The 21789-nt window shown below is 66.1% G+C and carries 22 protein-coding genes; 9 read left to right on the forward strand and 13 right to left on the reverse strand.

What is annotated here, in order from left to right:
* Window positions 1–86 precede the first annotated feature (86 nt).
* Entirely contained in the window at window positions 87–584 is a 498-nt protein-coding gene (locus tag GBA63_RS15760) for a DUF4870 domain-containing protein (protein WP_166177564.1), read from the reverse strand.
* Between the two features lie 138 nt (window positions 585–722).
* On the opposite strand from GBA63_RS15760, the gene lspA reads away from it, so the two are divergent.
* Window positions 723–1217: a signal peptidase II gene (gene lspA / locus GBA63_RS15765; protein WP_166177566.1), complete on the forward strand. Its 495-nt coding sequence runs from the start codon at window positions 723–725 to the stop codon at window positions 1215–1217.
* Between the two features lie 77 nt (window positions 1218–1294).
* On the opposite strand, the gene GBA63_RS15770 is transcribed toward lspA, so the two are convergent.
* Complete coding sequence (locus tag GBA63_RS15770; RefSeq protein WP_228282598.1) at window positions 1295–2059, reverse strand: aminoglycoside adenylyltransferase domain-containing protein; 765 nt, start codon at window positions 2057–2059, stop codon at window positions 1295–1297.
* A gap of 446 nt (window positions 2060–2505) precedes the next feature.
* On the opposite strand from GBA63_RS15770, the gene GBA63_RS15775 reads away from it, so the two are divergent.
* Window positions 2506–3708, forward strand: a complete 1203-nt coding sequence (locus GBA63_RS15775) for a low temperature requirement protein A (RefSeq protein WP_166177570.1) — start codon at window positions 2506–2508, stop codon at window positions 3706–3708.
* 191 nt (window positions 3709–3899) lie between these two features.
* Here GBA63_RS15775 and GBA63_RS15780 read toward each other — a convergent pair whose 3' ends face one another.
* Window positions 3900–4496 (reverse strand): hypothetical protein, encoded by a 597-nt coding sequence (locus GBA63_RS15780; RefSeq protein WP_166177572.1) that lies wholly within the window; start codon window positions 4494–4496, stop codon window positions 3900–3902.
* Window positions 4497–4652: 156 nt separating this feature from the next.
* Between GBA63_RS15780 and GBA63_RS15785 the strand changes: the two genes are divergently transcribed.
* Window positions 4653–4841: a hypothetical protein gene (locus GBA63_RS15785; RefSeq protein ID WP_166177574.1), complete on the forward strand. Its 189-nt coding sequence runs from the start codon at window positions 4653–4655 to the stop codon at window positions 4839–4841.
* 209 nt (window positions 4842–5050) lie between these two features.
* Here the strand turns inward: GBA63_RS15785 and GBA63_RS23315 are convergent, their stop codons facing one another.
* The 4 genes from GBA63_RS23315 to GBA63_RS15805 form a co-directional block, all read right to left on the reverse strand.
* Window positions 5051–5482 carry a hypothetical protein gene (locus GBA63_RS23315; protein WP_207956831.1) on the reverse strand — a complete coding sequence of 144 codons (432 nt, stop codon included), beginning with the start codon at window positions 5480–5482 and terminating at the stop codon, window positions 5051–5053.
* A 38-nt stretch (window positions 5483–5520) separates the two neighbouring features.
* Complete coding sequence (locus GBA63_RS15795) at window positions 5521–6153, reverse strand: thymidine kinase (RefSeq protein ID WP_266096277.1); 633 nt, start codon at window positions 6151–6153, stop codon at window positions 5521–5523.
* Window positions 6154–6159: 6 nt separating this feature from the next.
* On the reverse strand, window positions 6160–6879 hold the full coding sequence (locus tag GBA63_RS15800) for a TVP38/TMEM64 family protein (protein ID WP_207956832.1): 720 nt from the start codon (window positions 6877–6879) through the stop codon (window positions 6160–6162).
* Window positions 6880–6954: 75 nt separating this feature from the next.
* On the reverse strand, window positions 6955–7866 hold the full coding sequence (locus tag GBA63_RS15805; RefSeq protein WP_166177578.1) for an HpcH/HpaI aldolase/citrate lyase family protein: 912 nt from the start codon (window positions 7864–7866) through the stop codon (window positions 6955–6957).
* 152 nt (window positions 7867–8018) lie between these two features.
* Between GBA63_RS15805 and GBA63_RS15810 the strand changes: the two genes are divergently transcribed.
* Window positions 8019–8732 carry a VC0807 family protein gene (locus GBA63_RS15810; RefSeq protein ID WP_166177580.1) on the forward strand — a complete coding sequence of 238 codons (714 nt, stop codon included), beginning with the start codon at window positions 8019–8021 and terminating at the stop codon, window positions 8730–8732.
* A gap of 90 nt (window positions 8733–8822) precedes the next feature.
* On the opposite strand, the gene GBA63_RS15815 is transcribed toward GBA63_RS15810, so the two are convergent.
* From GBA63_RS15815 to GBA63_RS15835, 5 genes are all read right to left on the reverse strand, one after another.
* On the reverse strand, window positions 8823–10244 hold the full coding sequence (locus GBA63_RS15815; protein ID WP_207957245.1) for a (Fe-S)-binding protein: 1422 nt from the start codon (window positions 10242–10244) through the stop codon (window positions 8823–8825).
* Window positions 10245–10333: 89 nt separating this feature from the next.
* Window positions 10334–11599 carry an FAD-binding oxidoreductase gene (locus GBA63_RS15820; RefSeq protein ID WP_166177582.1) on the reverse strand — a complete coding sequence of 422 codons (1266 nt, stop codon included), beginning with the start codon at window positions 11597–11599 and terminating at the stop codon, window positions 10334–10336.
* Window positions 11599–13053 carry an FAD-linked oxidase C-terminal domain-containing protein gene (locus GBA63_RS15825; protein ID WP_166177584.1) on the reverse strand — a complete coding sequence of 485 codons (1455 nt, stop codon included), beginning with the start codon at window positions 13051–13053 and terminating at the stop codon, window positions 11599–11601. The genes GBA63_RS15820 and GBA63_RS15825 overlap by 1 nt, the downstream gene beginning before the upstream one ends.
* Window positions 13054–13074: 21 nt before the next feature.
* Window positions 13075–13974, reverse strand: coding sequence for a 2-hydroxy-3-oxopropionate reductase (locus GBA63_RS15830; RefSeq protein WP_166177586.1), 900 nt, complete (start codon window positions 13972–13974; stop codon window positions 13075–13077).
* A gap of 25 nt (window positions 13975–13999) precedes the next feature.
* Window positions 14000–14815 carry a hydroxypyruvate isomerase family protein gene (locus GBA63_RS15835; RefSeq protein ID WP_166177587.1) on the reverse strand — a complete coding sequence of 272 codons (816 nt, stop codon included), beginning with the start codon at window positions 14813–14815 and terminating at the stop codon, window positions 14000–14002.
* Window positions 14816–15088: 273 nt separating this feature from the next.
* On the opposite strand from GBA63_RS15835, the gene GBA63_RS15840 reads away from it, so the two are divergent.
* From GBA63_RS15840 to GBA63_RS15855, 4 genes are read left to right on the forward strand one after another with little or no spacing between them, the layout of a single operon-like run.
* On the forward strand, window positions 15089–15967 hold the full coding sequence (locus GBA63_RS15840; RefSeq protein WP_166177589.1) for an FAD binding domain-containing protein: 879 nt from the start codon (window positions 15089–15091) through the stop codon (window positions 15965–15967).
* Window positions 15957–16424, forward strand: a complete 468-nt coding sequence (locus GBA63_RS15845; protein ID WP_166177591.1) for a (2Fe-2S)-binding protein — start codon at window positions 15957–15959, stop codon at window positions 16422–16424. Before GBA63_RS15840 ends, GBA63_RS15845 begins: the two co-directional genes overlap by 11 nt.
* Window positions 16421–18817 (forward strand): xanthine dehydrogenase subunit D, encoded by a 2397-nt coding sequence (gene pucD, locus GBA63_RS15850; protein ID WP_166177593.1) that lies wholly within the window; start codon window positions 16421–16423, stop codon window positions 18815–18817. Before GBA63_RS15845 ends, pucD begins: the two co-directional genes overlap by 4 nt.
* Window positions 18817–19095, forward strand: a complete 279-nt coding sequence (locus GBA63_RS15855; RefSeq protein ID WP_166177595.1) for a hypothetical protein — start codon at window positions 18817–18819, stop codon at window positions 19093–19095. Before pucD ends, GBA63_RS15855 begins: the two co-directional genes overlap by 1 nt.
* A gap of 232 nt (window positions 19096–19327) precedes the next feature.
* On the opposite strand, the gene GBA63_RS15860 is transcribed toward GBA63_RS15855, so the two are convergent.
* Entirely contained in the window at window positions 19328–19777 is a 450-nt protein-coding gene (locus tag GBA63_RS15860; RefSeq protein WP_166177597.1) for a 2'-5' RNA ligase family protein, read from the reverse strand.
* A 564-nt stretch (window positions 19778–20341) separates the two neighbouring features.
* On the opposite strand from GBA63_RS15860, the gene GBA63_RS15865 reads away from it, so the two are divergent.
* Window positions 20342–21763, forward strand: a complete 1422-nt coding sequence (locus tag GBA63_RS15865) for an Nramp family divalent metal transporter (protein WP_166177599.1) — start codon at window positions 20342–20344, stop codon at window positions 21761–21763.
* Window positions 21764–21789 lie beyond the last annotated feature (26 nt).

Consider the following 21789-nt stretch of genomic DNA (forward strand, 5'->3'; position numbering starts at 1 on the left):
CAGCCCGCTTCGGCTTCGCCTTCGCTCTCAGCATTCAGCTTTTTGTTTTTGGCTGAGAGCTGACGGCTGATGGCTGATGGCTCTCCCTAACGGTTCTCGATCAGGTCGGCCACTATCGGGTAGCGGTACTCGCCTTCCTTGCTGACCTTGTAGGCGGCGTAGCCCATGTGCGCGAAGGGTACGACGGTTAGGATCAGCATGGCCGGGATCAGCAGGAACCCGACGAGCACGAACGTGAGCCCGATCGTCAACGTCCAGCCGATGCCGAGGATCGCGAGCCACGCCCCCTGGTAAGCGGCCGACTGGAGCGCGTTGAACGCGACCTTCGACGAGCGGTCCTTGTAGACCAGCCACACGATTAGCGCCGCCACCGGTCCCAGGAAGAGCGTGAAGATGTTCAGGAAGGCGCTGAGGTGCGAGAGCACCGACCACGTCTTCTCTTCCTTGGGGCCCAGCACCGCTGTCCCGCTTCCGGGATGGTCCGCGCCACCGGGGACCTCCCCGATAGGCGTCTGCCCGACGGGCTCTTGCTCCGCGGCCCCCGGCTCTCCGGTGACCCCGTAATTCTGTTCCCTTGACTCCATGGCGGTTCCTCTCTGTAGTTTGCCAGCCTGTGCCATTAAGGTACGACCGGCCTCGCCGGCCGGCATCGGCCGCCGGACCGAAAAGCCGTAGGCCGCCGGGCGGAGGTCGGGCGCGGCTGTGCTAGGATCAAAGCCCTCGTGGGAGTCTCGAAGAACAGCGCGGCCGGCCGCACCCGGAGCCTTCTCCCGGCCCTGGCAACCGCCCTCTTGGTCTTCGGGGCGGATCAGGGGATAAAGGCGATCGTCGAAAACTCCATGAGGGTCGGGGAGAGCATCCCGCTCGTACCCGGGTTCCTAAGCCTCACGCACATAAAGAACGACGGCGGCGCCTTCGGCATCCTGGGCGGGAGCCAGCTCTTGCTCCTCGTGGGAAGCGCCGTTGCGGTGGTCGTCGTGCTCTGGATGCTCCTCTCGGGGCCGGGCTCCCGGGCAACCACCTACGGCTGCGGCCTCATCCTGGGCGGCGCCGCAGGCAACCTCCTCGACCGCCTGACCGCCGGCGAGGTCACCGACTACGTCCACTTCTCATTCTGGTACATCTTCAACGCCGCCGACGCCGCGATAACGGTCGGCGTCGGGCTCCTGTTGCTCTCGGCGTTTCGTTCGGAGCCCGGTCGGCGGCCTGCGGATTAGCGCCGGGCGGGTTCGAAACCCGCCCCTACGGGGTTTGTGGGCCGAACAGCCGTTTTGGTCTTCGGTGCGGGCGTGGCTCAGGTGATTCGGCCGATGACGTCGTGTACGAAGCGCACGGTTTCGGAGTGGGTCGGTTCGTCGTCGGTCCCCTCCTCCGGGGCGCCGCTTCGCCAGCTCCAGGCGCGCCGGATCAGGGGCGCACATTGCGGCAGACACTCCTGCGCCCAAGACGCCGCCATCTTCTTCGAGGCCTGCTCTCCGTGCGCGCACGCGTACAGCGCCCTGCACATCGTGACGATGGCGTAGGACCGTGCGCCGGGAGTGCGCATCCCGTGGACCCAATCCGCCCAGTCCCCGCTCTGTTTCCTTACCGCCTCGACGAACTCGGCCTTCGAGGTCGCCGGGATCAGGTCCCCCGGCGGCGGGCCGAAGAGCGCAACGCCGGCCTCCCTGACCATGTGCCAGTTGATCAACCAGTCCCTGCCCGCCTCTTTCAGGTGAAAAGGCTCACCCGGGCTGATGACCGCGATCTCGCTCGTCTCGGTCTTGAACTTCCTGAGCGCCATGACGGACACGTACGCCACCTCGATGCGATTTTCCCAGGCGGGATAGTCCTCGACGATCCGCCCATGCATATCGTCCAACCTGTCGAACGCTTCTCCTTCGACACCGGAGGAGACGACCGCGAGCAGGTCGATGTCGCTTCTCTCCGGTTCGAAGTCTCCGGCAGCAAGCGACCCGTATAGATAAAGGCCAACGAGAGAACCGGTCGACGCCCGCCGAATCTCACCGGCCAGACAGTCCAGCATTTCTTCGGTCCCGGCATCCGGCGCAATCCTCACGCCCAAAGTCTAACCATCCTACATCAAGCTGACAGGCTGAAAGCGAGGGCCGAAGGCCCGACGCGTGCGAGGAGCGCTCTGACTCGACGCCCCGCAGTTGCTGGAACAGAGCGAGGGTTATAGCCTCTGAACCTGAGAGCCGCTTGAGGGACTCGTAGCGCCGCCCTCTCGGATCGAGGCTGGCGTAGGCGTCGTCGATGAGGCAGAACAAGACGGTCATGGCCTCTTCCGTTCGGGTGAATCTGTGAGTACGGTGTTTTTGGGTCATCTAATGCTCCAGATCTCGCCCTGGCCAGGTTACACATATTATTACTCCCGTGGCAAAATATTGGTGCCTGTAAAGGGCTAGATGCGACGTCTGTTTGTGGGGAGATCGGTAGGAAAACTAGGGCATGATCGCGAACCCGAACCAACGGGTCAGCCACTATAGAGACAGGCGGTAGACGGTGCACGATTCCGATCACGAAGGTCTGCTGCGAACCCGGGACGGAGGGGAGCAGCGGGTCACGCCCCTGGAGCTGTTCTTCGATCTGGTCTACGTGTTCGCCATAACGCAGCTCTCCCACCGGCTGCTGGATCACCTGAGCCTGAGAGGCGTGCTGGAGACGTTGATGCTGTTGCTGGTGGTGTGGGGGGTGTGGGTCTACACAGCCTGGTTCACCAACTGGTTCGATCCTAATAGGTTGGCGGTACGCTTGGTGCTAATCGCCGTGATGCTCGCCAGCTTGGTGATGTCGGTTGCGATCCCTGAAGCCTTCGGAGAGCGCGGGCTGATGTTTGCCCTAGCCTACGTGGCGATCCAGGTGGGGCGTACCGCGTTCACGTTCATCGCCCTGAGAAAGTCTTTGGGTAGGTCTCATCCGCTGAGCACGAACTTCCAGCGAGTACTGTCTTGGCTTGTGGCGTCCGGGGTGCTGTGGATCATCGGTGGCCTGCTGGGTACTGAGGCGCGCTACGGGGTGTGGCTGCTCGCCCTGGCTGTGGACTACACCGGCCCCGTGGTCGGTTACTACATACCAGGTTTAGGACGTTCCCGGACTGGAGAGTGGACCATCGAGGGCGGACACTTCGCCGAGCGCTGCCAGTTGTTCCTCATCATCGCCCTTGGGGAGTCTATCCTGGTGACCGGCACCACCTTCGCCGAGATCGAAGCTTCCGCGGTCGCGGTGTTGGCGTTTGTGGTGGCCTTCCTTGGCAGCGTGGCGCTGTGGTGGATCTACTTCGCTCACAGTGCCGAGGCGGCTCGCCAGGTCTTTGCTTCCTCCGAGGACCCGGGCCGGATGGGGCGCTCGGCCTACACCTACTTCCACCTGCCCATGATAGCCGGGGTCATCGCCATCGCCGCCGCCGACGAACTCACCGTTGCGCATCCTGGCGAGCCCGGAACGCTCGCCTCTATCACACTTACTCTCGGAGGAACGGCGCTGTTTCTGGCCGGGCAGGCGTTCTTCAAGTGGGCCGTGTTCGGGCTGTTGCCTTGGTCGCGCGCGGTCGCGATCGCTGCGCTGGCTGGGCTGATGCCCGTGGGCTTCGCGCTACCGACGCTCGCGCTCAGCGGCGCAGCAGTCCTAACCGTGGTAGCCCTTGCGGCGTGGGATGCCCTAGCTTATCAAGGACACGTGAGTTCACTACGACGGTCCACCAAATAAGTACAGGTCGTTCGCTACCATCGAGCGCAGGAGGGATTCCAAAAGCAAAGAGCGAGTTTCCTGCCGTTAGGGTAACCGATATGTCAACGCCTCTACGGCGAGATCTGTGATGCCCCCTTGGTCCGGGCTTCAGATGACCTCCTTTTTATCTCAACCACGCAACACGCATCTAGTGCCCCGGCTATCTCGGCTTACCGGTCCATGAGGCGCCCGTACACGGCCCTGTACTTGCGGATGGCCTGGCGCAGATCCTCCGTGGACTGCTCTTCCGAAGCTTCATCCGAACTCCGGCCCGACCGGGCCACCACGTCGGCCCTCATGCGGCGGGCCTCCCTGTAGTCGTCTGCGACGTCGGGGTGCATGGCGGCGAGGCTCTTCTCGGTCTCCTCGTCGCTTTGGGAGGCGTCGGAGATGAAGCGGCGCTCCTGGAGGATGTCCGATACGGTTCGGTCGGCCATCTCTATGGACCGCTCGGGGTTGTCCACGAAGACCCGCTCGACCTCGTTCCACTGGCCCTCGAAGTGCTCCCGCCGCTCGTCCGAGAGCGGCTCCACGCGCCGCTCCACGCTCCCGCGCCGCCGCCTGAGCTCCCTGTCCGCCTCCTCCTCCGAGCCCCTCTCGCGGGCCGTCCGCTCGTACTCCGAGCCGAACTCCTCGCGGCTGCGCTCTCTTTGCTGCTCCTGCCGCCTCGCCCGGCTGCGCCGCGATATGAAGAAGATGACCAGAAGGACTATCACTATCAGCAGGACTACCGCGCCCGCAACCACCAACAACTCCGTCGTCCCCACGAGCCAGCTCCTTTTCTAGATCCCTGTGCCCTCTTATTCCCTCAAATGAAACGCGCGTAACGTGGCCCGGCGGCCAACATGGTTTCCCATCCGGCCCTCGATGGCATAAACTTTATAGTGGCGGCGACGCCGCCCAGCTAGCGAGAGGAGCGACGCATGACCGAGCGTGACCGGCGTGAAGGCACCGGGGAGACCAGGGACAACGTCAGGGACGACCTGGACGAGGCCTCGAAGGGCCGCCGAAAGGACGCCACCCCCGGCGCCGTCGAGGAAGAAGAGGCCACGGGCGGCGGCGGGGTCAAGGACAACGTCACCGACGACCAGAGAAAGACCCAGAAGGACTGACGCGTTCTGCGTCTGGATTTTAGGGCCGGGCCGCTTCCGCCCGGCCTTCTCTCTGACCTAGCGAGCCTCGCAAAGAGGCTCAACCTCTTTGCGAGGCTGTCAGCTTTCAGCCAAGAGCAAGAAGCTGACGGCTGAGAGCGGAGGCGAAGCCGCAGCGGGCTGATCGCTGACCGCGTGGTCTTCGGAAGCTATAGCTTCCGAAGACCGTGCTAGCGCACCCGTGGCCGGCTGGAGTCCGTGCGGGAGCGGTTGAAGAGGCGGTCGAGAAAGTGGTCGGCCACGTAGGCGCCGGCGGCGCCGCCGAGGACGCCCAGTATTATGTCGAAGATCGTGTCTGGCAGGGCGTTGTAGATGCTGGCCCCCATCAGGGCCAGCAGCATTTCGATTACCTCCCACCCGCCCGCGCCGAGCAGGCCTATGACCGAGCCCGTTACGATGGCGTGGCGGGGCGTGTCGAAGAACTCGTCGTCGCCCCCGTTGCGGTAGATGATCTCCGCGACCACCGCCACGAGCACGAACGGGGTGAGGAAGTGCGCGATCTCGTCGTAGAGCGGTATAGGCTCGAAGATCTTGAACATAAAGCCAGCCCCGTTCAACGCGATGCAGACCAGAATCAACAAAATTACCCATCTACGCGGCATACTCATCCCTTTCCGGTTGCATCGGTCCCCCGTCCGGCCTATACCCCCGGAAGCCCGTACTGAAAAACGCCCTCCGGTACTTCGTGGCAGTGGCGGCAGCGGGCCTCGTAGCTCTCCTCGGCCCCGACGAGGATTATCGGGGCCGAGGCCGGGGCCGGGCGACCGTCTATGAGGCGCTGGGAGCGGGCTGCGTCCCGGCCGCAGCGGGCGCAGATCGCGCGGAGCTTGACGATCTCGTCGGCCTCGGCCAGTAGCTCGGGCATCGGTCCGAAGGGCTCGCCGCGGAAGTCCATGTCGAGGCCGGCCACGATGACGTCGTAGCCGCCGTCGGCGAGCTCCCGGCAGGCCTCGACGATGCCGGCGTCGAAGAACTGGGCCTCCTCGATGGATACGACGTCCGTCGCGGGGTCTACCTTTCCGAGCAGTTCCTCGCTCGATGTGACGGGGGTCGCCTCGTGGGGGATGCCGTTGTGGGACCGGATCTCCTCGTGCTCGGAGCGGGTCTCCAGGGCGTGCTTGAAGACCTGCACCCGGCGGCGGGCGTAGAGGGCGCGGCGGGAGAGCCGGATCAACTCCTCCGTCTTGCCCGAGAACATGGAGCCCGAGATCACGGTCAAGGAGCCGCCCCGGAGCGCCGGGTCCTCTTCTAAGGGTCTGAAAGTCTGCATCATACCCGCCTATTTTACTTGCCCGGAACGCGATTTCCCGGCCGGTTCTCGCCGCCCTGGTCCGCTTGTAGAGGACGAAGGCAAGCACGCCGACGACCACGAGCGCCGACGTGAAGAGGAAGAGCCCACGTACTCGGGCGCCTGACGCCCGAGGTAGGAGTAGAGGAGGGTCTGGGGAAAGATGCCCAAAGCCGTGGCGAGGATGAAGCTTCGGAACCGCATCCGGGTGAGGCCGGCGGCGTAGCTGACGGCGTCGAAGCCGACGCCGGGCAAGAGCCTCCCGACGAAGACCGCGTACAGGCCCCAGCGGGCGAACCAGCGGTCGGCGGACTCGAGGCCCGTTCTGCCCACGAGCACCTCCACGGGCACCCGGCCGAAGGCACGCGAGATGCCGAAGCACACGGCGGCCGCAAGGACGTGGCCAAAGAGGGAGAGCGTCCAGCCCCAGAAGACCCCGAAAGCCAGACCGTTGGCGAAGGTGATGAGAAATGAAGGCACGGGCGCCGCGAGCGCCTGCAGGACCATCAAAAAGCATGAGGCGACCGGCGCCCAGACCCCGAAAGAGACTATGTAGTCCCGCAGGCCCACGATGTCGCCCCGGCCCAGGATGGCGAGCGCCCGGTTGGTCTCGGCCCTGAAGCCCTCCACCAACAAGTACAGCAGCCCGAAGGCCGCCGCGGCGGTCAGCACCAGGCAGAACCGCAGCCACCGGACCGTCCGTCCATCCATCCTCGCAGGTAGCGCCATACCCTGTGATCGTTCCCGCCTGTCCGCCGGTTCATCCCGCGGCACGAGCCGGGCCCTCTACCCCCTCTCCGCACGGGCGAGATCCAACGTGTTCCGGGCCATCCGGATCGAGGCCGCATCCACCATCTGACCGTCCACGCTGACCGCGCCCGAGCCCGCGGCGTCCGCCTCCTCGTAGGCCTCGACCACCTTCTCGGCCCACGCCGTCTCCCGTTCCGTGGGCGAAAAGATCTCGTTGACCACGGGCACCTGTGCCGGGTGGATGCACCACTTCCCGTCGAAGCCGAGGGACCTGGCGACGCGGCACGCCTCCCTGAGCCCCTCCTCGTCGCGGTGGTCGGCAACGGGCCCGTCCACGGCCCTAAGTCCCGCCGCCCGCGCCGCCACGACGATGCGCTGCATGACGTACCCGAAGCGATGCCCGGGATATGCCTCGTCCCACTCGTCCCTGGTCCCAATGCTCGTCTGGGGCATCCCGAGGCTCGCCGCGAAATCCCCGGGGCCGAAATGGAGGGCTCGCAGCCGATCCGTCGAACCGGCTATGGCGTCGATATTCGTCAGGCCCTCCGCGGTCTCTATCTGGGCTTCGAGCTTGATCCCGCCCGGTTCCAGCCCTACTTCGAGCTCTACCCCGTCGAGCAGGACGGCGACGGCATAGAGGTCTTCGGGGCGGTTCACCTTGGGAACCAGGATGGCGCCCAGCGCACCACCCGCCCCTTCGGACACCCCGATCACGTCCCGGTAAAACCACCGCGTATCGAGTGCGTTGACCCTGAACAATGTCGGCCTACCCTGCCAGTCCAATTCCTCCATGGCCCTGACGACGTCCCGACGGGCCTCCGCTTTCCTGGCCGGCGCCACGGCGTCCTCGAGGTCCAGAAAGACGGCGTCGGCGTCCGAGGCGAGCGCCTTCTCGACCATCTTCCGGTTCGAGGCCGGGACCGCCAACAAAGAACGAGCCGCATCCATCTACCGAACCTCCCTTTCTGAAGCGACCGTGGGCCATTCTCGCACACCTCTTCGGCCGGAAATGTCTCCCGTTGTACTTGACAAGGCCTCCTTCGCGTTCTTTTATCGGGTGTGTTGGATACGCGAGACAACCCGAGAGGGAGGGGCCGCGTGTGGGCCGCTCCCTGAAGCTTGGCCTGGACTTTCTGTTCGGGCTCATCATCCCGATCGTCATACTTTCGCGCTTCAGTGATGATCTCGGGAACATAACGGCCTACGTCGTCTCGGCGCTCGTTCCGGTGACGTGGGTGGCGGTCGACCTCTTCTTCATTACGAAGCGGTTCAACTTTATAACGAGCTTTCTGGGCCTGAACGCCGTCGTGCGCGGCGTTTTGGCGTTCTGGTTCGTGGACGGGGCTGCGTACGCGTTCAAGGACTCGGTGCCGAGTTTGTTGTGGGTGGTAGTCTTCGGGGCCTCGCTCCTTTTCGGGCGGCCCCTGATCTCGGCCTTCCTAGAACAGACGTTCGACCCCCGAACCCCGAAACAGGAACGCTCCCTCAAAGACCTCTTCGACGAGGGCCCGGTACGCCGCGCCCTCTGGTTGGGGACGCTGGCAATGGTCCTCATCTCGGTGGTGACGGGCGCGGCCAACTTTCTCTTGAACCTCAGGATCGTCACGGCCGGGTTCGGCACGCAGGCCTTCAACACGCAGGTCGCCGAGTCGAACGCGATCGCCCGCTTCGCCATCGCCATCCCAGAAGCGCTCGCCCTCATGGTCGTCGTGGGCCTCGCCCTGAGGGTGGTCTACGCCCGTCTGCCCGGGGACCCGGGCGAAAAAGACTTCTGGGAGCTGATGGAGCTCCGACCGGCCCGCGAAAAGGATTGAGGAGGCTGCAGGTTTCAGGCATCAGGCTTCAGGTTCTTGCTGAAGCCTGAAAGCGGAGGCCGAAGGCCGGAGCGAACTGAAGCCCGATGCCTATCTACGAAGCAACGTCTCCACGCTCTCGCCCCGGATCGAGGCGTCGAGGACCTCCATCGGGTGGGCCATCGGGAGGCCATCGTGGCCCATCTTTTTGAGGCTGGCCTGGATCTGGAGCATGCAGCCTGGGTTGGAGGTGACGATCATCTCGGCCCCGGTCTTCAGGATGTTGTTCGCCTTGCGTTCTCCTAACTCGGCGGCCGGTTCGGGCTCGACCATGTTGTAGATGCCGGCCGATCCGCAGCAGATCTCGGCCTCCCGGATCTCCTTGACGCTCATGCCAGGGATCTGCTTGAGGGTCTGCCTGGGCTGCTTTCTTATCCCCTGCGCGTGCGCCAGGTGGCAGGCGTCGTGGTAAGCTGCCGTCACCGCGAACGGGCTCCTCTCCGCCACGGCTCCGATCTCCTGTATGAACTCCGAGACGTCCCGCACCTTCTCGGAGAAAGCTTTCGCCCTGGCGGCGTACTCCGGGTCGTCGCGAAGCAGGTGCCCGTACTCTTTCATCGTGGAGCCGCAGCCTGCCGCGTTGACCACTACGTTGTCCAGGTTCAGGCCCTCGAAGGTGTCTATGGTCTTTCGGGCGAAGTTCAGGGACTCTTCTTCGCGTCCGGCGTGCGTCGAGAGGGCGCCGCAGCAGCCCTGGTCCTTGGGGGCGACCACCTCGCAGCCCTCGGCGGCGAGGACGCGGACGGTGGCGGAGTTGACCTGGGAGAAGAAGACCTGCTGCACGCAACCGGTCAGGACCCCGACGCGACGGCGGCGTTCGCCGACGGGCTCGGTCAGTTCGGGGACTTTTTGCTCCTTTTGGAGCTCGGGCATGAGGGCTTCCATGGCGCGCATACGGGCCGGGATCCGGCTCATGACGCCGCTCTTGCGGAGCTTGTCGCCGATGCCGAAGCGCTGGTAGAGGCGCAAGGGTCCCGCGGCGAGGCGGAGGCGTTTCTTGTAGGGGAAGAGCTGGAAGATCATCTCCCGGAAAGCCTTGTCCTCCGGCGCCCGCTCGTAGCGCCGCTCGACCTGCCCACGCGTCGCCTCGATGAGCTTGTCGTACTGGACGCCCGACGGGCACGCCGTCACGCACGCCATGCACCCGAGGCACAGGTCGTAGTGGCGGACGGTCTGGTCGTTCATGGGCTCTTCCGTAAGCCCCTTGTTCATGAGGTAGATGCGCCCGCGGGGAGAGTCCATCTCCTCGCCGAAGAGGACGTAGGTCGGGCAGGTGGGCAGGCAGAAGCCGCAGTGGACGCAGTCGTCTATGAGGTCCTTGTCGGGCGGGTGGTGGGCGTCGAAGGCGGGGAAGCTCACCTTGCCGGTCTCGCGCCGGCCGGCGCCTACGGTCGCCTCGGCGGCAAGCGAGCTCGCATCGCCGATACCCTGGCCGACGTCCTCGGGGCTGCCGGCGCCTATGGCCCCGGCCATCGCCTGGTTGGCGGTCGTGCCCCCGGGATCGCGGCGCTCGGTGGCGTCGGTCGCGGAGTAGCGGTCGTCCCCGCCGTTGCGTTCGGTCACTATAGGCCTCCCACGAACCTGCCGGGGTTCATCGTGTACCCCGGGTCGAACTTCTCTTTTACCCGCCTGAGCAGGCCGCCGTAGTCGCCGGCCGGCCCCCAGACGTCGGCCTTCTGCTTGAGGGAGAGGGGCGCCGAGACGACCACGAGGCTGCCGCCCGAACGGGTCCGGATCTCCCGCACCTCTCCCACGACCTCCACCAAAGCGCCTTCCTCGCCCGAAAGCCCGGCAAACGTGACGCCGGTCCCGGCGTGCCCCGTGAAGCGGGCGGTTACGTCCCGCCGCCCCGCGGCGTCGAGGACGGATTCGAGGACGGCCGCGAGCTCGGCCGGGGGGGCCGTTATCTTGACGAACACCTCGTCGCCGACGGGCGAGGGGTCTAGCGGGCCGAGGTTGTCCGCCTCTTCGTCTTCCAGGGTCCGTACCCCGCCGAACGGTTCGAGCAGGAACCTGGCCCGCTCCTCCTTCGCCCCGATCCCGCCGGGGATGCTCTCGAGCAGGACGGAGACCAGCCTCGTCTCCCCGCCCCAGTGAAGCTCTATCGCCGTCGCCTCGACTTGGGAGTGGACGATGGCCTGGGCCGCGTCCCGGGCGGCCTGCGGAGTCTCCACCTCGACGGCAACCGTGCGGGCCGAGTCGGGGCGCGGGTGGAGGCGGAAGTTGCAGTCGGCGATCACGCCCAGCGTGCCCAAAGACCCTGTAAAGAGCTTGCCGAGGTCGTAGCCGGCCACGTTCTTGACGACCTTGCCGCCCGCCTTGGCGACCGTCCCGTCGGCCAGGACCACCGTCACGCCGATTATGAGGTCGCGCACGGTCCCGTACCTGAAACGCCTGGGCCCGGAAGAGTTGGTGGCGACCACGCCCCCGACCGTCGCGCCCGCCTCGGGCGGGTCGAGGGCGAGCATCTGGTTCGCTTCGGCGAGTTTTTGCTGGAGGGCTTCGAGCTTCACGCCGGCCTGGACGCGCACCACCTGGTCCCCGGGTACGTGCTCTATGATCTCGTCCATCCTGGCCGTGCTCAGGACGATGTCCACAGACCGCGGCGGCGCCCCGAGGCCCGTCTTCGTGCCCCCGCCCCGCGGGCAGACGACGAGGCCGTTGGCGCTCGCCAGCTTCATGACGGCGCTGATCTCATCGACCGAGCCGGGCTCGACGACCAGCGAAGGTGCCGTGCCTTCTATCGCGTCCTCGGCGGTCGCCTCGCGGACGTTGCCCTTGCCGACTATGTTCTGCAGGTCCTCGGTGTACGTCTTCTCTGTCTGCATTAGAAGTTCTCCGCGAGGCCGGCTTTTTGGATCGGGTGCATGTGGAAGGGGCCCGGGCGTTCGCCGCAGAGGCGGGGGGTCGGGAAGATCTTGCCGGGGTTGCAGATCTGGTGCGGGTCGAACGCGCACCGAAGAAGTTGCATGACGTTCATGTCGTCAGAGGTGAACATCTTTGGCATGTACTTCTTCTTGTCCTCCCCGATGCCGTGCTCGCCCGTTAGCGAGCCGCCGTGCTCCAGGCAGGTGAAGACTATGTCGCCCGCCAGGCTCTCCGCCCGCTCGGCCTCGCCCTCGACGTCGTTGTCGTAGAGCACCAGGGGATGGAGGTTGCCGTCGCCGGCGTGGAAGACGTTTGCGACGCGCAGGCCGTACTCCTCGCTGAGGGCCGAGATCTTTTTCAGGACCGTCCCGAGTTCCGTGCGCGGCACGACGCCGTCCTGGACGTAATAATCGTTGGAGATAGAGCCCATGGCCCCGAAGGCGGCCTTGCGTCCCTTCCAGAAGAGCGCCCGCTCCTCGTCGTCCTCCGCCACCCGGATCTCCGAGGCGCTGTTCGCCTCGCAGGTCTCTATCACCTTGTCGAACTGGCTGGCGACCTCGGCCTCGGGCCCGTCGAGCTCCACGATCAGGATCGCGCCGGCCTCGGGGAAACCGGGGGCCACGGTGGTCTCGACGGCTTCTATGGTGAGGGCGTCCATCATCTCTATGGCGGCCGGCACGATGCCGGCGCCGATGATCCCGGAGACCGCGCCGCCCGCCTCTTCCGTGTCCTTGAAGGCCGCGAGCAGCGTCCTGACAGACTCCGGCTTGCGGACGATACGGAGCGTGATCTTGGTTGCTATCCCTAAAGTACCCTCGGACCCGACGAACGCCCCGAGAAGCTCGTAGCCGGGGGCGTCCGGAGCCTTCCCGCCGCCGATGTGGACGACGGAGCCGTCGGCGAGGACGACCTCGGCGCCCGTGACGTGGTTCGTCGTGAAGCCGTACTTGAGACAGTGGACGCCGCCGGAGTTCTCCGCCAGATTGCCGCCTATGGAGGAGACTATCTGGCTCGCCGGGTCGGGCGCGTAGTAGTAGCCGTCGTCCGCGACCTCCTGGCTCACCCAGATGTTTATGACGCCGGGCTCGACGACCACCCTCTGGTTCGGGATGTCCACTTCGAGGATCTTGCGCATCCTGGCCATGACTATGAGGACGCCGGCCTCGACGGGCAGCGCCCCGCCCGAGAGCCCGGTCCCCGAGCCGCGCGCCACGAAGGGTATGCCCTCTTCGTAGCAGAGCCTGACGACGTTCTGTACCTGCTCGGCCGACTCCGGCAGCACGACCAGGTCGGGGATGACGCGGTAGTTCATGAGGCCGTCGCACTCGTAGGTGCGGAGCTGCTCGCGTTCGTGTATGACGCCGTCGGGGCCGAGGATCTCCTGCATCGCCCCGATGAGCCGGCTGCGTTCCATTCCTGCCTCCTCTACGAGGTGCTAGGAGCCCCCGTTCCCTATCTCGTGTCCCGACGAGTCTTCTATGAGGGTCAGGAGCGCCGAGTGGTCCCGGTCGCCCCGCCCCTTCGCCTTCAAAGTTTCGAGCATCTGATCCACCACGGCCGTTACCGGTAGCGCCACCCCGTACTCCCTGCCAGCCGCGAGAGCTATCCCCAGATCCTTGTGGTGCAATTCTATCCTAAAGCCCGGGTCGAAGGAATGCCCGAGCATCTTCTCCCGCTTGGCCTCGATGACCTTGTTCCCGGCCAACCCGCCGCCCAGAACGTCCAGTATCTTCCCCGGCTCCACCCCGGCCTTCGACCCGAGCACGAGCGCCTCGCTGACCGCCTCGATGGTCAGCGCGACGACGATCTGGTTGGCCGCCTTGACGACCTGCCCGGTCCCGCTTCCCCCTACGTGCGTGATGGTCTTGCCCATCGCCTCGAAGAGCGGCCCCGCCCGCTCGAAGTCCTCCTCGCTTCCCCCGACCATGATCGAGAGCGTCCCGTCTATCGCCCCCACATCCCCCCCAGAGACCGGCGCGTCCAGCATAGAGGCGCCCTTCTCCTCGGCCTTCGCCGCAAGACCCTTGGTAACCACCGGCGAGATGGTGCTCATGTCCACGATCAGGGCGCCCTCTCTGACGCCTTCGAGCACGCCGTCGGGCCCAGTCAGGACCTCCTCGACCTGCGGAGAATCCGGGAGCATGGTGATTATTACGTCCGACTGCTCGGCCACCTCGCGCGGGCTGGCGGCGACAATCGCCTTGTCCCCGGCCAGATCTTCCGCCTTCTCACGGGTGCGGTTGTACAGGACGAGGTCGTGCCCGGCCTCGATCAGGTTCCGCGCCATCGGTTTGCCCATGATTCCGAGCCCTACGAAGCCCACTTTTTCGGCCACGGTCCTCCCTCCGTCTCGTCGGCCCCTACAGCTTCAGGTCGGCCGCGGCGCCCCCGGCGCCGCGCAAATCCCGTGGTATCCAACCGAGGCTCTCCCCGGTGGTCTCCGTGGTCGGGTTGTACTCAAGGCCGACGTAACCATCGTAGCCGAGGCTCTCCAGCTCCGCGAGGACGTAAGGATAGTGGATCTCACCCGTCCCGGGCTCCCCGCGGCCCGGAGAGTCCGCTACCTGCACGTGTCCGACGTAATCTAAGTACCGGCGCAGGTTGGCGACGAGGTTCCCCTCCATCCGCTGCATGTGATAGAAGTCGTGCTGTATCTTGACGTTGGGCCGCCCCACGCCCTCCACGAACCTCACCGCCTGTTCCGTCGTGTGGAGCAGGTACGGCCCGTTCTCGAAGGTGTTGACGGCCTCCACCATCACCGTTACGCCGGCCACATCGGCCTCCCCGGCGGCGAACGCGACGTTTTCGCGGGCGAGCGCGAGCTGCTCCTCGCGCCCCGGGTCCGCCTTCTCGTGCCCGGCCAGCACGTTTATCCTCTCGCACCCCAAAGACCGCGCGAGCTCCAGCGCGACCGGCACGTTCTCCCTGAACCGGTCGGTCCGGTCGGGATCGCTGACGAGCCCCCTGTCCCCGCCAGGCATGTCCCCGGCGTCGAAGTTGAACAGCGCCACCGCGAGGCCCGCGTCCTTCACGGCACGCTCGACGTCGCCGAGGTCAGCCTCGTAACCGGGCCACCAGAACTCCACGGCCGAAAACCCGGCCTCCGACGCCAGCCCGAAGCGGTCGAGCAACGGGACCTCCTTGAACAAGATGGACAGGTTCGCGCTGAACCTCACCCTCGCTCCCCTCCTAACTCTCTAGCCTTACCCTCCACGACGCCTCTAGCATAGCCGCACGGGCCGGCTAAAGGAATCGCTTCGCGTCACGACGTTTCGGCCCACATGGAGCCAGGGGTTTCGGGGGTGTTGTTATCCGGCCGCCGGCGATTCTTGACACGTCGCCGCGGGCCCGGGGATACTTCCCGGTTGACCTGACCATAGGCAGCGACGCGGGGTGCCCGGAAGCCGGGGTCTCCCGCACGGCGTCCGGGGATGCGAGCGGAGGTACGGGTGGAGTTCATCCAGCCCACGAGTTGGCGCGAGGCGCTCGAAGCGAAGGCCGCCCTTCCGGGGGCTGTCCCGATCCGGGGTGGCACCGACGTCATGGTCGAGTTGAACTTCGCCCGCAGCCGGCCTCAGGCGATACTCGACCTCTCCCGCGTGGAGGAGCTGGAGGAGTGGGGAATCGAAGACGGGCTCTTACGGGTGGGCGCAGGGGTGAATTACACGCGCATCGTCGAGGAGATCGGGGATCGTCTGCCGGGGCTCGCGATGGCCTCAAGGACGGTGGGTTCGCCCCAGATCCGGAACAGGGGCACCGTCGGCGGCAACCTCGGCACCGCATCCCCCGCGGGCGACGCCCTGCCGCCCCTTTACGCATCGGACGCCGAGGTCGAGGTTGCGTCTATGGACGGAAGCCGACGGGTGCCCGTCGCGGATTTTATCTCCGGCCCGAAACAGAACGCGCTGTCCGACAACGAGTTGATCTCCGCTTTCTACATCGCCAATGCCGACGGCCCGCAGCAGTACTCCAAGATCGGGACGAGGAACGCGATGGTAATTGCCGTCTGCGCCTTCGCCCTGGCCCTCCACCCTGAACAAAGAAAGGTCGGGACGTGCGTAGGCTCCGCCGGCCCTACCCCCATCCGGGTCGAAGGAGCCGAGGATTTCATAGGGGGCGTGCTGGAGGAGGGGGATCTCTGGCAGTCGCGGGGCGCCATCCCGGACGCCGCCCTCCGGCGCTTCGGGGAACTGGTCGCCGGCGCGGCCCGGCCCATAGACGACGTGCGGGGGACGGCGGAGTACCGGCGGCACTCGGCCGGGGTGCTGGCTCGGCGCACGCTCGGGTGGGCGTGGGAGGAGTACCGGGGGGTGAGAGGTGCGGCTTAGGCTCCGGGTCAACGGGGAGGCCAGGGAGGCGGAGGACGTCTGGGAGGGCGAAAGCCTGCTGTACGTGCTACGCGAGCGCCTGGAGCTGCCCGGTTCGAAGAACGCCTGCGAACAGGGCGAATGCGGATCGTGCTCGGTCTACCTGGACGGCTCTCTGGTCTGCTCGTGCCTGGTCCTGGCGGGGCAGGCGGAAGGGCGCGAGGTCGTGACCGTCGAGGGGATATCCGAAGGTGACGGGCTGCATCCCGTGCAGGAGGCGTTCGTCGAGGCGGGGGCGGTTCAGTGCGGGTTTTGCACGCCGGGGTTCGTCGTGGCGACGCACGACCTGTTGCGCCGGGTGCCGGAACCAGGCGACGCGGAGGTCCGGGAGGCGCTGGCCGGGAACCTCTGCCGGTGCACGGGCTACGAGAAGATCCTGGCCGCCGTCCGCCTGGCCGCGCGGAGGATGGCGAAATGAAAGCCGGGGTCGGTACGCCTCTGGCGCCGGTCCGCCCGGTGGCGCCGGTGCAGAGGCCAGGCAAGATCGGCGAGGAGAGCGCGCGCATCGACGGCATCCCGAAGGTCACGGGCGAGTACGAGTACGCCTCCGACCTGTGGATGGACGGGATGCTCCACGGCGCGACGCTCAGGAGCCCGCACCCGCACGCAAAGATCGTCCGGATCGACACCGTGGAGGCGGAGGAGCTGGCCGGCGTCTACGCGGTCCTTACGCACGAGGACGTGCCGGGACGCAAGGTGTACGGGATGGAGATCCCCGACCAGCCCGTTCTGGCTTGGGAGAAGGTCCGCTACCAGGGAGAGCCCGTCGCCGTCGTGGCCGCCGACCACCCCGAGACGGCGAGGCGGGCCCTGGAGAGGATCCGGGTGGATTACGACGTCCTCGCCCCCGTGACGAGCGCCGAAGAGGCGCTGGCCGAGGAAGCGCCGAAGCTCCACCTCTCGGGGAACCTGCTCAGGCGCGTCAAGGTCCTTCACGGCGAACCGGCGGATGCCGCCGCCGACGTGGTCGTTACGGGGGAGTACGAGATCGGGATGCAGGACCAGGCCTTTCTGGGCCCCGAGGCGGGCCTCGCCGTGCCAGACGGACTGGGTGGCGTGGACCTGTATATCTCGACCCAGTGGTTACACATCGACAGGGACCAGGTGGCGGAGTCCCTGGGGCTTGCGCCGGATCGGGTCAGGCTCACCCTCTCCGGCGTGGGCGGCGCCTTCGGCGGCCGCGAAGACCTCTCGATGCAGGTCCACTCCTGCATGCTCGCCCTCGAAACCGGCCGCCCGGTGCGGATGGTCTACAACCGCGAGGAGTCTTTCTACGGCCACGTCCACCGCCACCCGGCCAGGATGCGCTACGAACACGGCGCCACCCGCGACGGGAAACTCCTCTACGTCAAGGCGAACCTTGTCTTCGACGGCGGCGCCTACGCCTCGAGCTCCAACGCCGTCTGCCTCAACGCGGCGACCTTCGCCTGCGGCCCCTACGACGTGCCGCGCGCCGAGATAGAGAGCCTCATGCTCTACACCAACAACCCGCCCTGCGGAGCCATGCGCGGCTTCGGCGCCGTCCAGGCCTGCTTCGCCCACGAGTCCCAGATGGACAAGCTCGCCGAAAAGCTCGGCATGCACCCGCTCGAGTTGCGGCTCAAGAACGCGATCGAGCCGGGGATGCGCTTCCCGTTCGGCCAGGAGGTGCCGCCGCCCGCGCCCGTGCGCGAGATCCTGGAGAAGGTAAAGAACATTCCGATGCCCGCAGAGCAGGACCTCGTTGGCCGCGACCTGCGCGAGCTCCCCGGCGGCGTCTCGAACGTGACGCATGGAGAAGACGTGAAGCGGGGCGTCGGTTACGCGGTCGGCTTCAAGAACATCGGCTTCTCGGCCGGCTTCGACGATTACTCTACGGCCCGGGTCACGCTCTCCGTGGAGGATGGTGAACCACTGGTGCGGGTCCACACGGCGGCGGCAGAGGTCGGGCAGGGGCTCGTTACCTTGCAGGCCCAGATCGCGCGCACCGAGCTCGGCGTCGAACGCGTCGCCGTAGAACCGGCCGACACCAGGGTAGGCTCCGCGGGCTCCACCTCCGCCTCCAGGCAATCCTACGTCACCGGCGCGGCCGTCAAGGGCGCCTGCGAGGCGATCCGCGAACGCCTCTTCGAACGCGTGCGGGAGGAGTTCGGCGGGAACGAAAATCTCACTCTTGACGGCAACGAGGTTCTGTCCAGCGGACGGGTCATAGTCTCTTTGGGCGACCTGATCGGGGCCGAAGAGTTCGAGGAGACCCTGGAGTACCACCACAAAGAGACGCACCCGCTGAACGAGAACGGTCAGGGGGACGCCCACTTGCAGTTCGCTTTCGCGGCCCACAGGGCGGTCGTCGAGGTGGATACGGAGTTGGGTCTCGTGCGGGTCGTGGAGATAGCGACGGCCCAGGACGTCGGGAAGGTTATGAACCCGCAGGCGCTCGAAGGCCAGATCGAGGGCGGCATAGCGCAAGGACTGGGCCTGGCCTTGCTGGAGGAGATCCAGGTAAAAAGGGGCAAGGTCCTGAACGCCTCTTTTACGGACTACCTCCTCCCCACCATCCTGGACATGCCCCCCGTAAAGATGGAGATACTGGAGTTGTCCGACCCCGAGGCCCCCTACGGCCTCAAGGGCGTCGGCGAACCGCCCACGATCTCCTCGACCCCCGCCATCGTCGCCGCCCTCCGCGACGCCACAGGCCGGCCCCTCACGCGCATCCCGGCCAAACCGGAGCAGATCGCCGGCATCACCGACAGGCCCCCGGCCGAACCCCCGCACCCCGGCAGCGCCGGCTACGCCGAGATAGGCCGCCTGGACGAGAGACGGGAGCACTAGTGCCGGGCTACGAGAGGGCCGAGTTGACCGCCGAACTGAAGGTCCTGCCCTCCGGCGAAGACGAAGCTCGGGCGCAGATCGAGGCCGCCAGGACGGCCGCCGGCGAGACGGGCCTGGCCCGCGAAGCCGGGCCGGAGACTATGATACTCGCCGGGGGACGTAAAGAGGTGCTCGCAGCGGCAACACGCGTCGTCGAGGCAGCACTCGATGCCGGGGCCCGCGGCGCCGAGGTAGTGGTGGAGGCCGAAGCGGAAGCCGGAAGGTTCGACCAGGCCTGAACCCTTTGCAACCGTCGTATCTCCTCAAAGTTCGGCCTTCAACGAGAGACACGAAGCTAACCAAACCTAGCCAATAATATGCTGGCGCCAGTGTGCGATCGGCTCCGCAATAAAATCGGCGCCGAACGTCGTGGCGGGTGATTCTTTGTGCCCTTGCTTGCCCTTCGATGCCGTTTCGGACGGCGCGGCTACTCTCGCCCTTTTCCCGCGCCCGCGCGGGGTGCCGGGGCGCTCACCGGGGAGCGAGCGGGAGGCGCCCGAGCACCTCCGCCTCCAGCGACGGATACACCAGCTCCTTCGAGACGATGAACTCCCCGACCTCGACCGTGGCGTCGGCGCTCGTGTCTTCGAGCATCGCAAGGAGCTTCTCCGGATCGGAGAGCGCGCCGCGATAGCGACACAGGGTAGTATGCACCAAATCCGCCTTGTTGCGGGTCTCGGGGGGCAGGCGGAGGCGTTCGCGGATCATGTCGCGGATGCGGTTCACCGGTTCGCTGGGCCGGGCGAGGGCGATCACCGCGGAGTCGGTGGCTACGACGTGTTCGTAGGTGATCCGAAACCCCGCGCGTTGGGCCGCGATACGTCTCAGCTCGGCCATCCACTCCTCCCCGTGGCGCTTCCAGAGTGAGTCTTTGTCCACCCTATAGCTCGCGTGCACGGCCACCAGCCAAGCGAGGCTCACGTGAAGGGTCTTCTCGGGACACACCAGCAGGTTGGGCTCCGCCTGGCAGAGGCTCTGCTGTATTTTCTCGAGTGATGACTTGGTACGGGTATCCAGTTCGATCTGGACGTTGTACCCCCGAGAAGGCCGCGCCCACAGCTCACTGGCTCGCACCTCGTTGCGCGCGACCTTTTCTCGGTGCGCCTCCCGTAGTTCCATGGCTCGCTGCTCGTCCGGGCTATGCAAAAACAACGCTCCCCTCCAACTACGGCTAAAGCGACATCCGGCTCCTCCCGCCGATCGTCTGCCTATGCGGGAAGAATGCCATGCTCGGCGGCCAGACGGAAGCGGAGGACCTCGCCCCTTGATCGTGCCTCGAACCTGCCCACCCGACCGCACGCTGGCGTCACCCTATTTTCGGGCGGGTTCGAGCCAACTGCCGTACGCCGGGGCACTATCACGTCCGCGGGACGAATGGCCGGTGTTGCGGTTTTTTGCATTTTTTTGGCAGATTGTGCTAATGTGGTCTTCGTAGGGGTTTGTACAAGGGGATCGGGGCGCGGGGAGTCCCGGGGGAGGTAGCCTATGGCTGCTGACGAGAGTGGCGTGATGCTGAAGTCCGTGGCGGACGAAGATCCGTACCACCTGACGCCGGATGGAATAAAAGAGCCGCCGAAGGGTTGGGGGCCGAGCCTGCGTTATCTGGGACCGGGGCTAATTCTCAGCGCCTCCATCGTCGGGTCGGGGGAGTTGATCGCGACCACGGCGCTCGGTTCGCAGGCCGGTTTTGCCATCCTCTGGATGGTCATCTTCAGCACGCTCGTCAAGGTAGCCGTGCAGGTGGAGCTCGCCCGGTGGACGATCTCGACCGGCCAGCCCGCGCTTACGGGCTACAACAAGGTGCCGCCGAAGATCGGGCCCATCGGGTGGGTCAACGTCCTCTGGGTGATCATGGCCCTCTCGAAGGTCTTGCAGATAGGCGGCATCGTCGGCGGGGTTGCGATAGCCTTCAGCGTGCTCTTCCCGATAGGCGGGGACCCGCTCGGGTTCACCTCCACGCTCATCTGGACGGTCATCGTTGCCGTCGGCAGCATCGCGATGCTCTACTCGAACAACTACAGCCTCATCGAACGCGGGGCCGTTCTGCTAGTGGTCGCGTTCTCGTTCATAACCATCATCCTCGCCGCGGGGCTGCCCTTCACGCCGTTCGCCTACAGCGCCGGGGACATCCTGGGCGGCCTCGCCTTCGCCATACCAGCGGGAGCCCTGGGCGCCGCGCTCGCCATGTTCGGGATCACGGGCGTTGGGGCCGACGAGATCACCTTCTACACCTACTGGTGCTGCGAGAAGGGGTACGCCCGGTGGGTGGGCCCGAACGACGGCAGCGAGGACTGGGAGCGCCGGGCGAAGGGTTGGATCCGCGTCATGTACAAGGACGCTTTCGTCTCCTGGGTGATCTACACCTCGGGCACGCTGGCCTTCTTCATCATGGGTGCTGCGGTCCTGAACCCCCAGGGCCTCGTCCCGGAGGGCAACGAGATGATCACGACCCTCTCCCGCATCTACACGGACGTCCTCGGCGAGTGGGCGAGCATCCTCTTTCTCGTCGGCGCGATCGCGGTGCTCGGCTCGACCCTCTGGGCCGCGATACCGAGCTGGTCGCGCATGTACACGAACCTGCTCGCGACCGTCGGTGTCCTCGACTGGCAGGACACGCAGACCAGGCTGCGTTGGATCCGCATCTTCACCGTTGCCCTCCCGATAATCTGGGGCGCGGCCTACCTGTTCATCCAGTCGCCGGTGCTGATGGTCCAGATCGGCGGCGTCGCGACGGGGATCTTCCTCCTGGCGGCGGTGGCGGCCGTCTGGTACCTGCGCCGCACCGAGATAGACCCCAGGCTCTACGGTGGCACCCCGTTCAACACGGTCCTGGTAATCAGCAGCATAGCCATCGTCCTGCTCGGCGTATACTCGGCCCTGAGCGTGCTCGGGCTCACCCCGAGCTAGGACGGGGCCGGGAGGCTCGACCGGGA

Source organism: Rubrobacter tropicus, from assembly GCF_011492945.1.
GTDB classification, from domain to species: domain Bacteria; phylum Actinomycetota; class Rubrobacteria; order Rubrobacterales; family Rubrobacteraceae; genus Rubrobacter_D; species Rubrobacter_D tropicus.

Bases quoted from the DNA above. Each gene is read 5' to 3' on its own strand.
- GBA63_RS15820 (WP_166177582.1), bottom strand. From the start codon at position 11,599: ATGCAGACAGAGAAGACGTACACCGAGGACCTGCAGAACATAGTCGGC.
- GBA63_RS15795 (WP_266096277.1), bottom strand. From the start codon at position 6,153: ATGATGCAGACTTTCAGACCCTTAGAAGAGGACCCGGCGCTCCGGGGC.
- GBA63_RS15805 (WP_166177578.1), bottom strand. From the start codon at position 7,866: ATGGATGCGGCTCGTTCTTTGTTGGCGGTCCCGGCCTCGAACCGGAAG.
- GBA63_RS15825 (WP_166177584.1), bottom strand. From the start codon at position 13,053: ATGGAACGCAGCCGGCTCATCGGGGCGATGCAGGAGATCCTCGGCCCC.
- GBA63_RS15865 (WP_166177599.1), top strand. From the start codon at position 20,342: ATGGCTGCTGACGAGAGTGGCGTGATGCTGAAGTCCGTGGCGGACGAA.
- GBA63_RS15785 (WP_166177574.1), top strand. From the start codon at position 4,653: ATGACCGAGCGTGACCGGCGTGAAGGCACCGGGGAGACCAGGGACAAC.
- GBA63_RS15760 (WP_166177564.1), bottom strand. From the start codon at position 584: ATGGAGTCAAGGGAACAGAATTACGGGGTCACCGGAGAGCCGGGGGCC.
- GBA63_RS23315 (WP_207956831.1), bottom strand. From the start codon at position 5,482: ATGCCGCGTAGATGGGTAATTTTGTTGATTCTGGTCTGCATCGCGTTG.
- GBA63_RS15815 (WP_207957245.1), bottom strand. From the start codon at position 10,244: ATGGCCGGGGCCATAGGCGCCGGCAGCCCCGAGGACGTCGGCCAGGGT.
- GBA63_RS15800 (WP_207956832.1), bottom strand. From the start codon at position 6,879: ATGGATGGACGGACGGTCCGGTGGCTGCGGTTCTGCCTGGTGCTGACC.
- pucD (WP_166177593.1), top strand. From the start codon at position 16,421: ATGAAAGCCGGGGTCGGTACGCCTCTGGCGCCGGTCCGCCCGGTGGCG.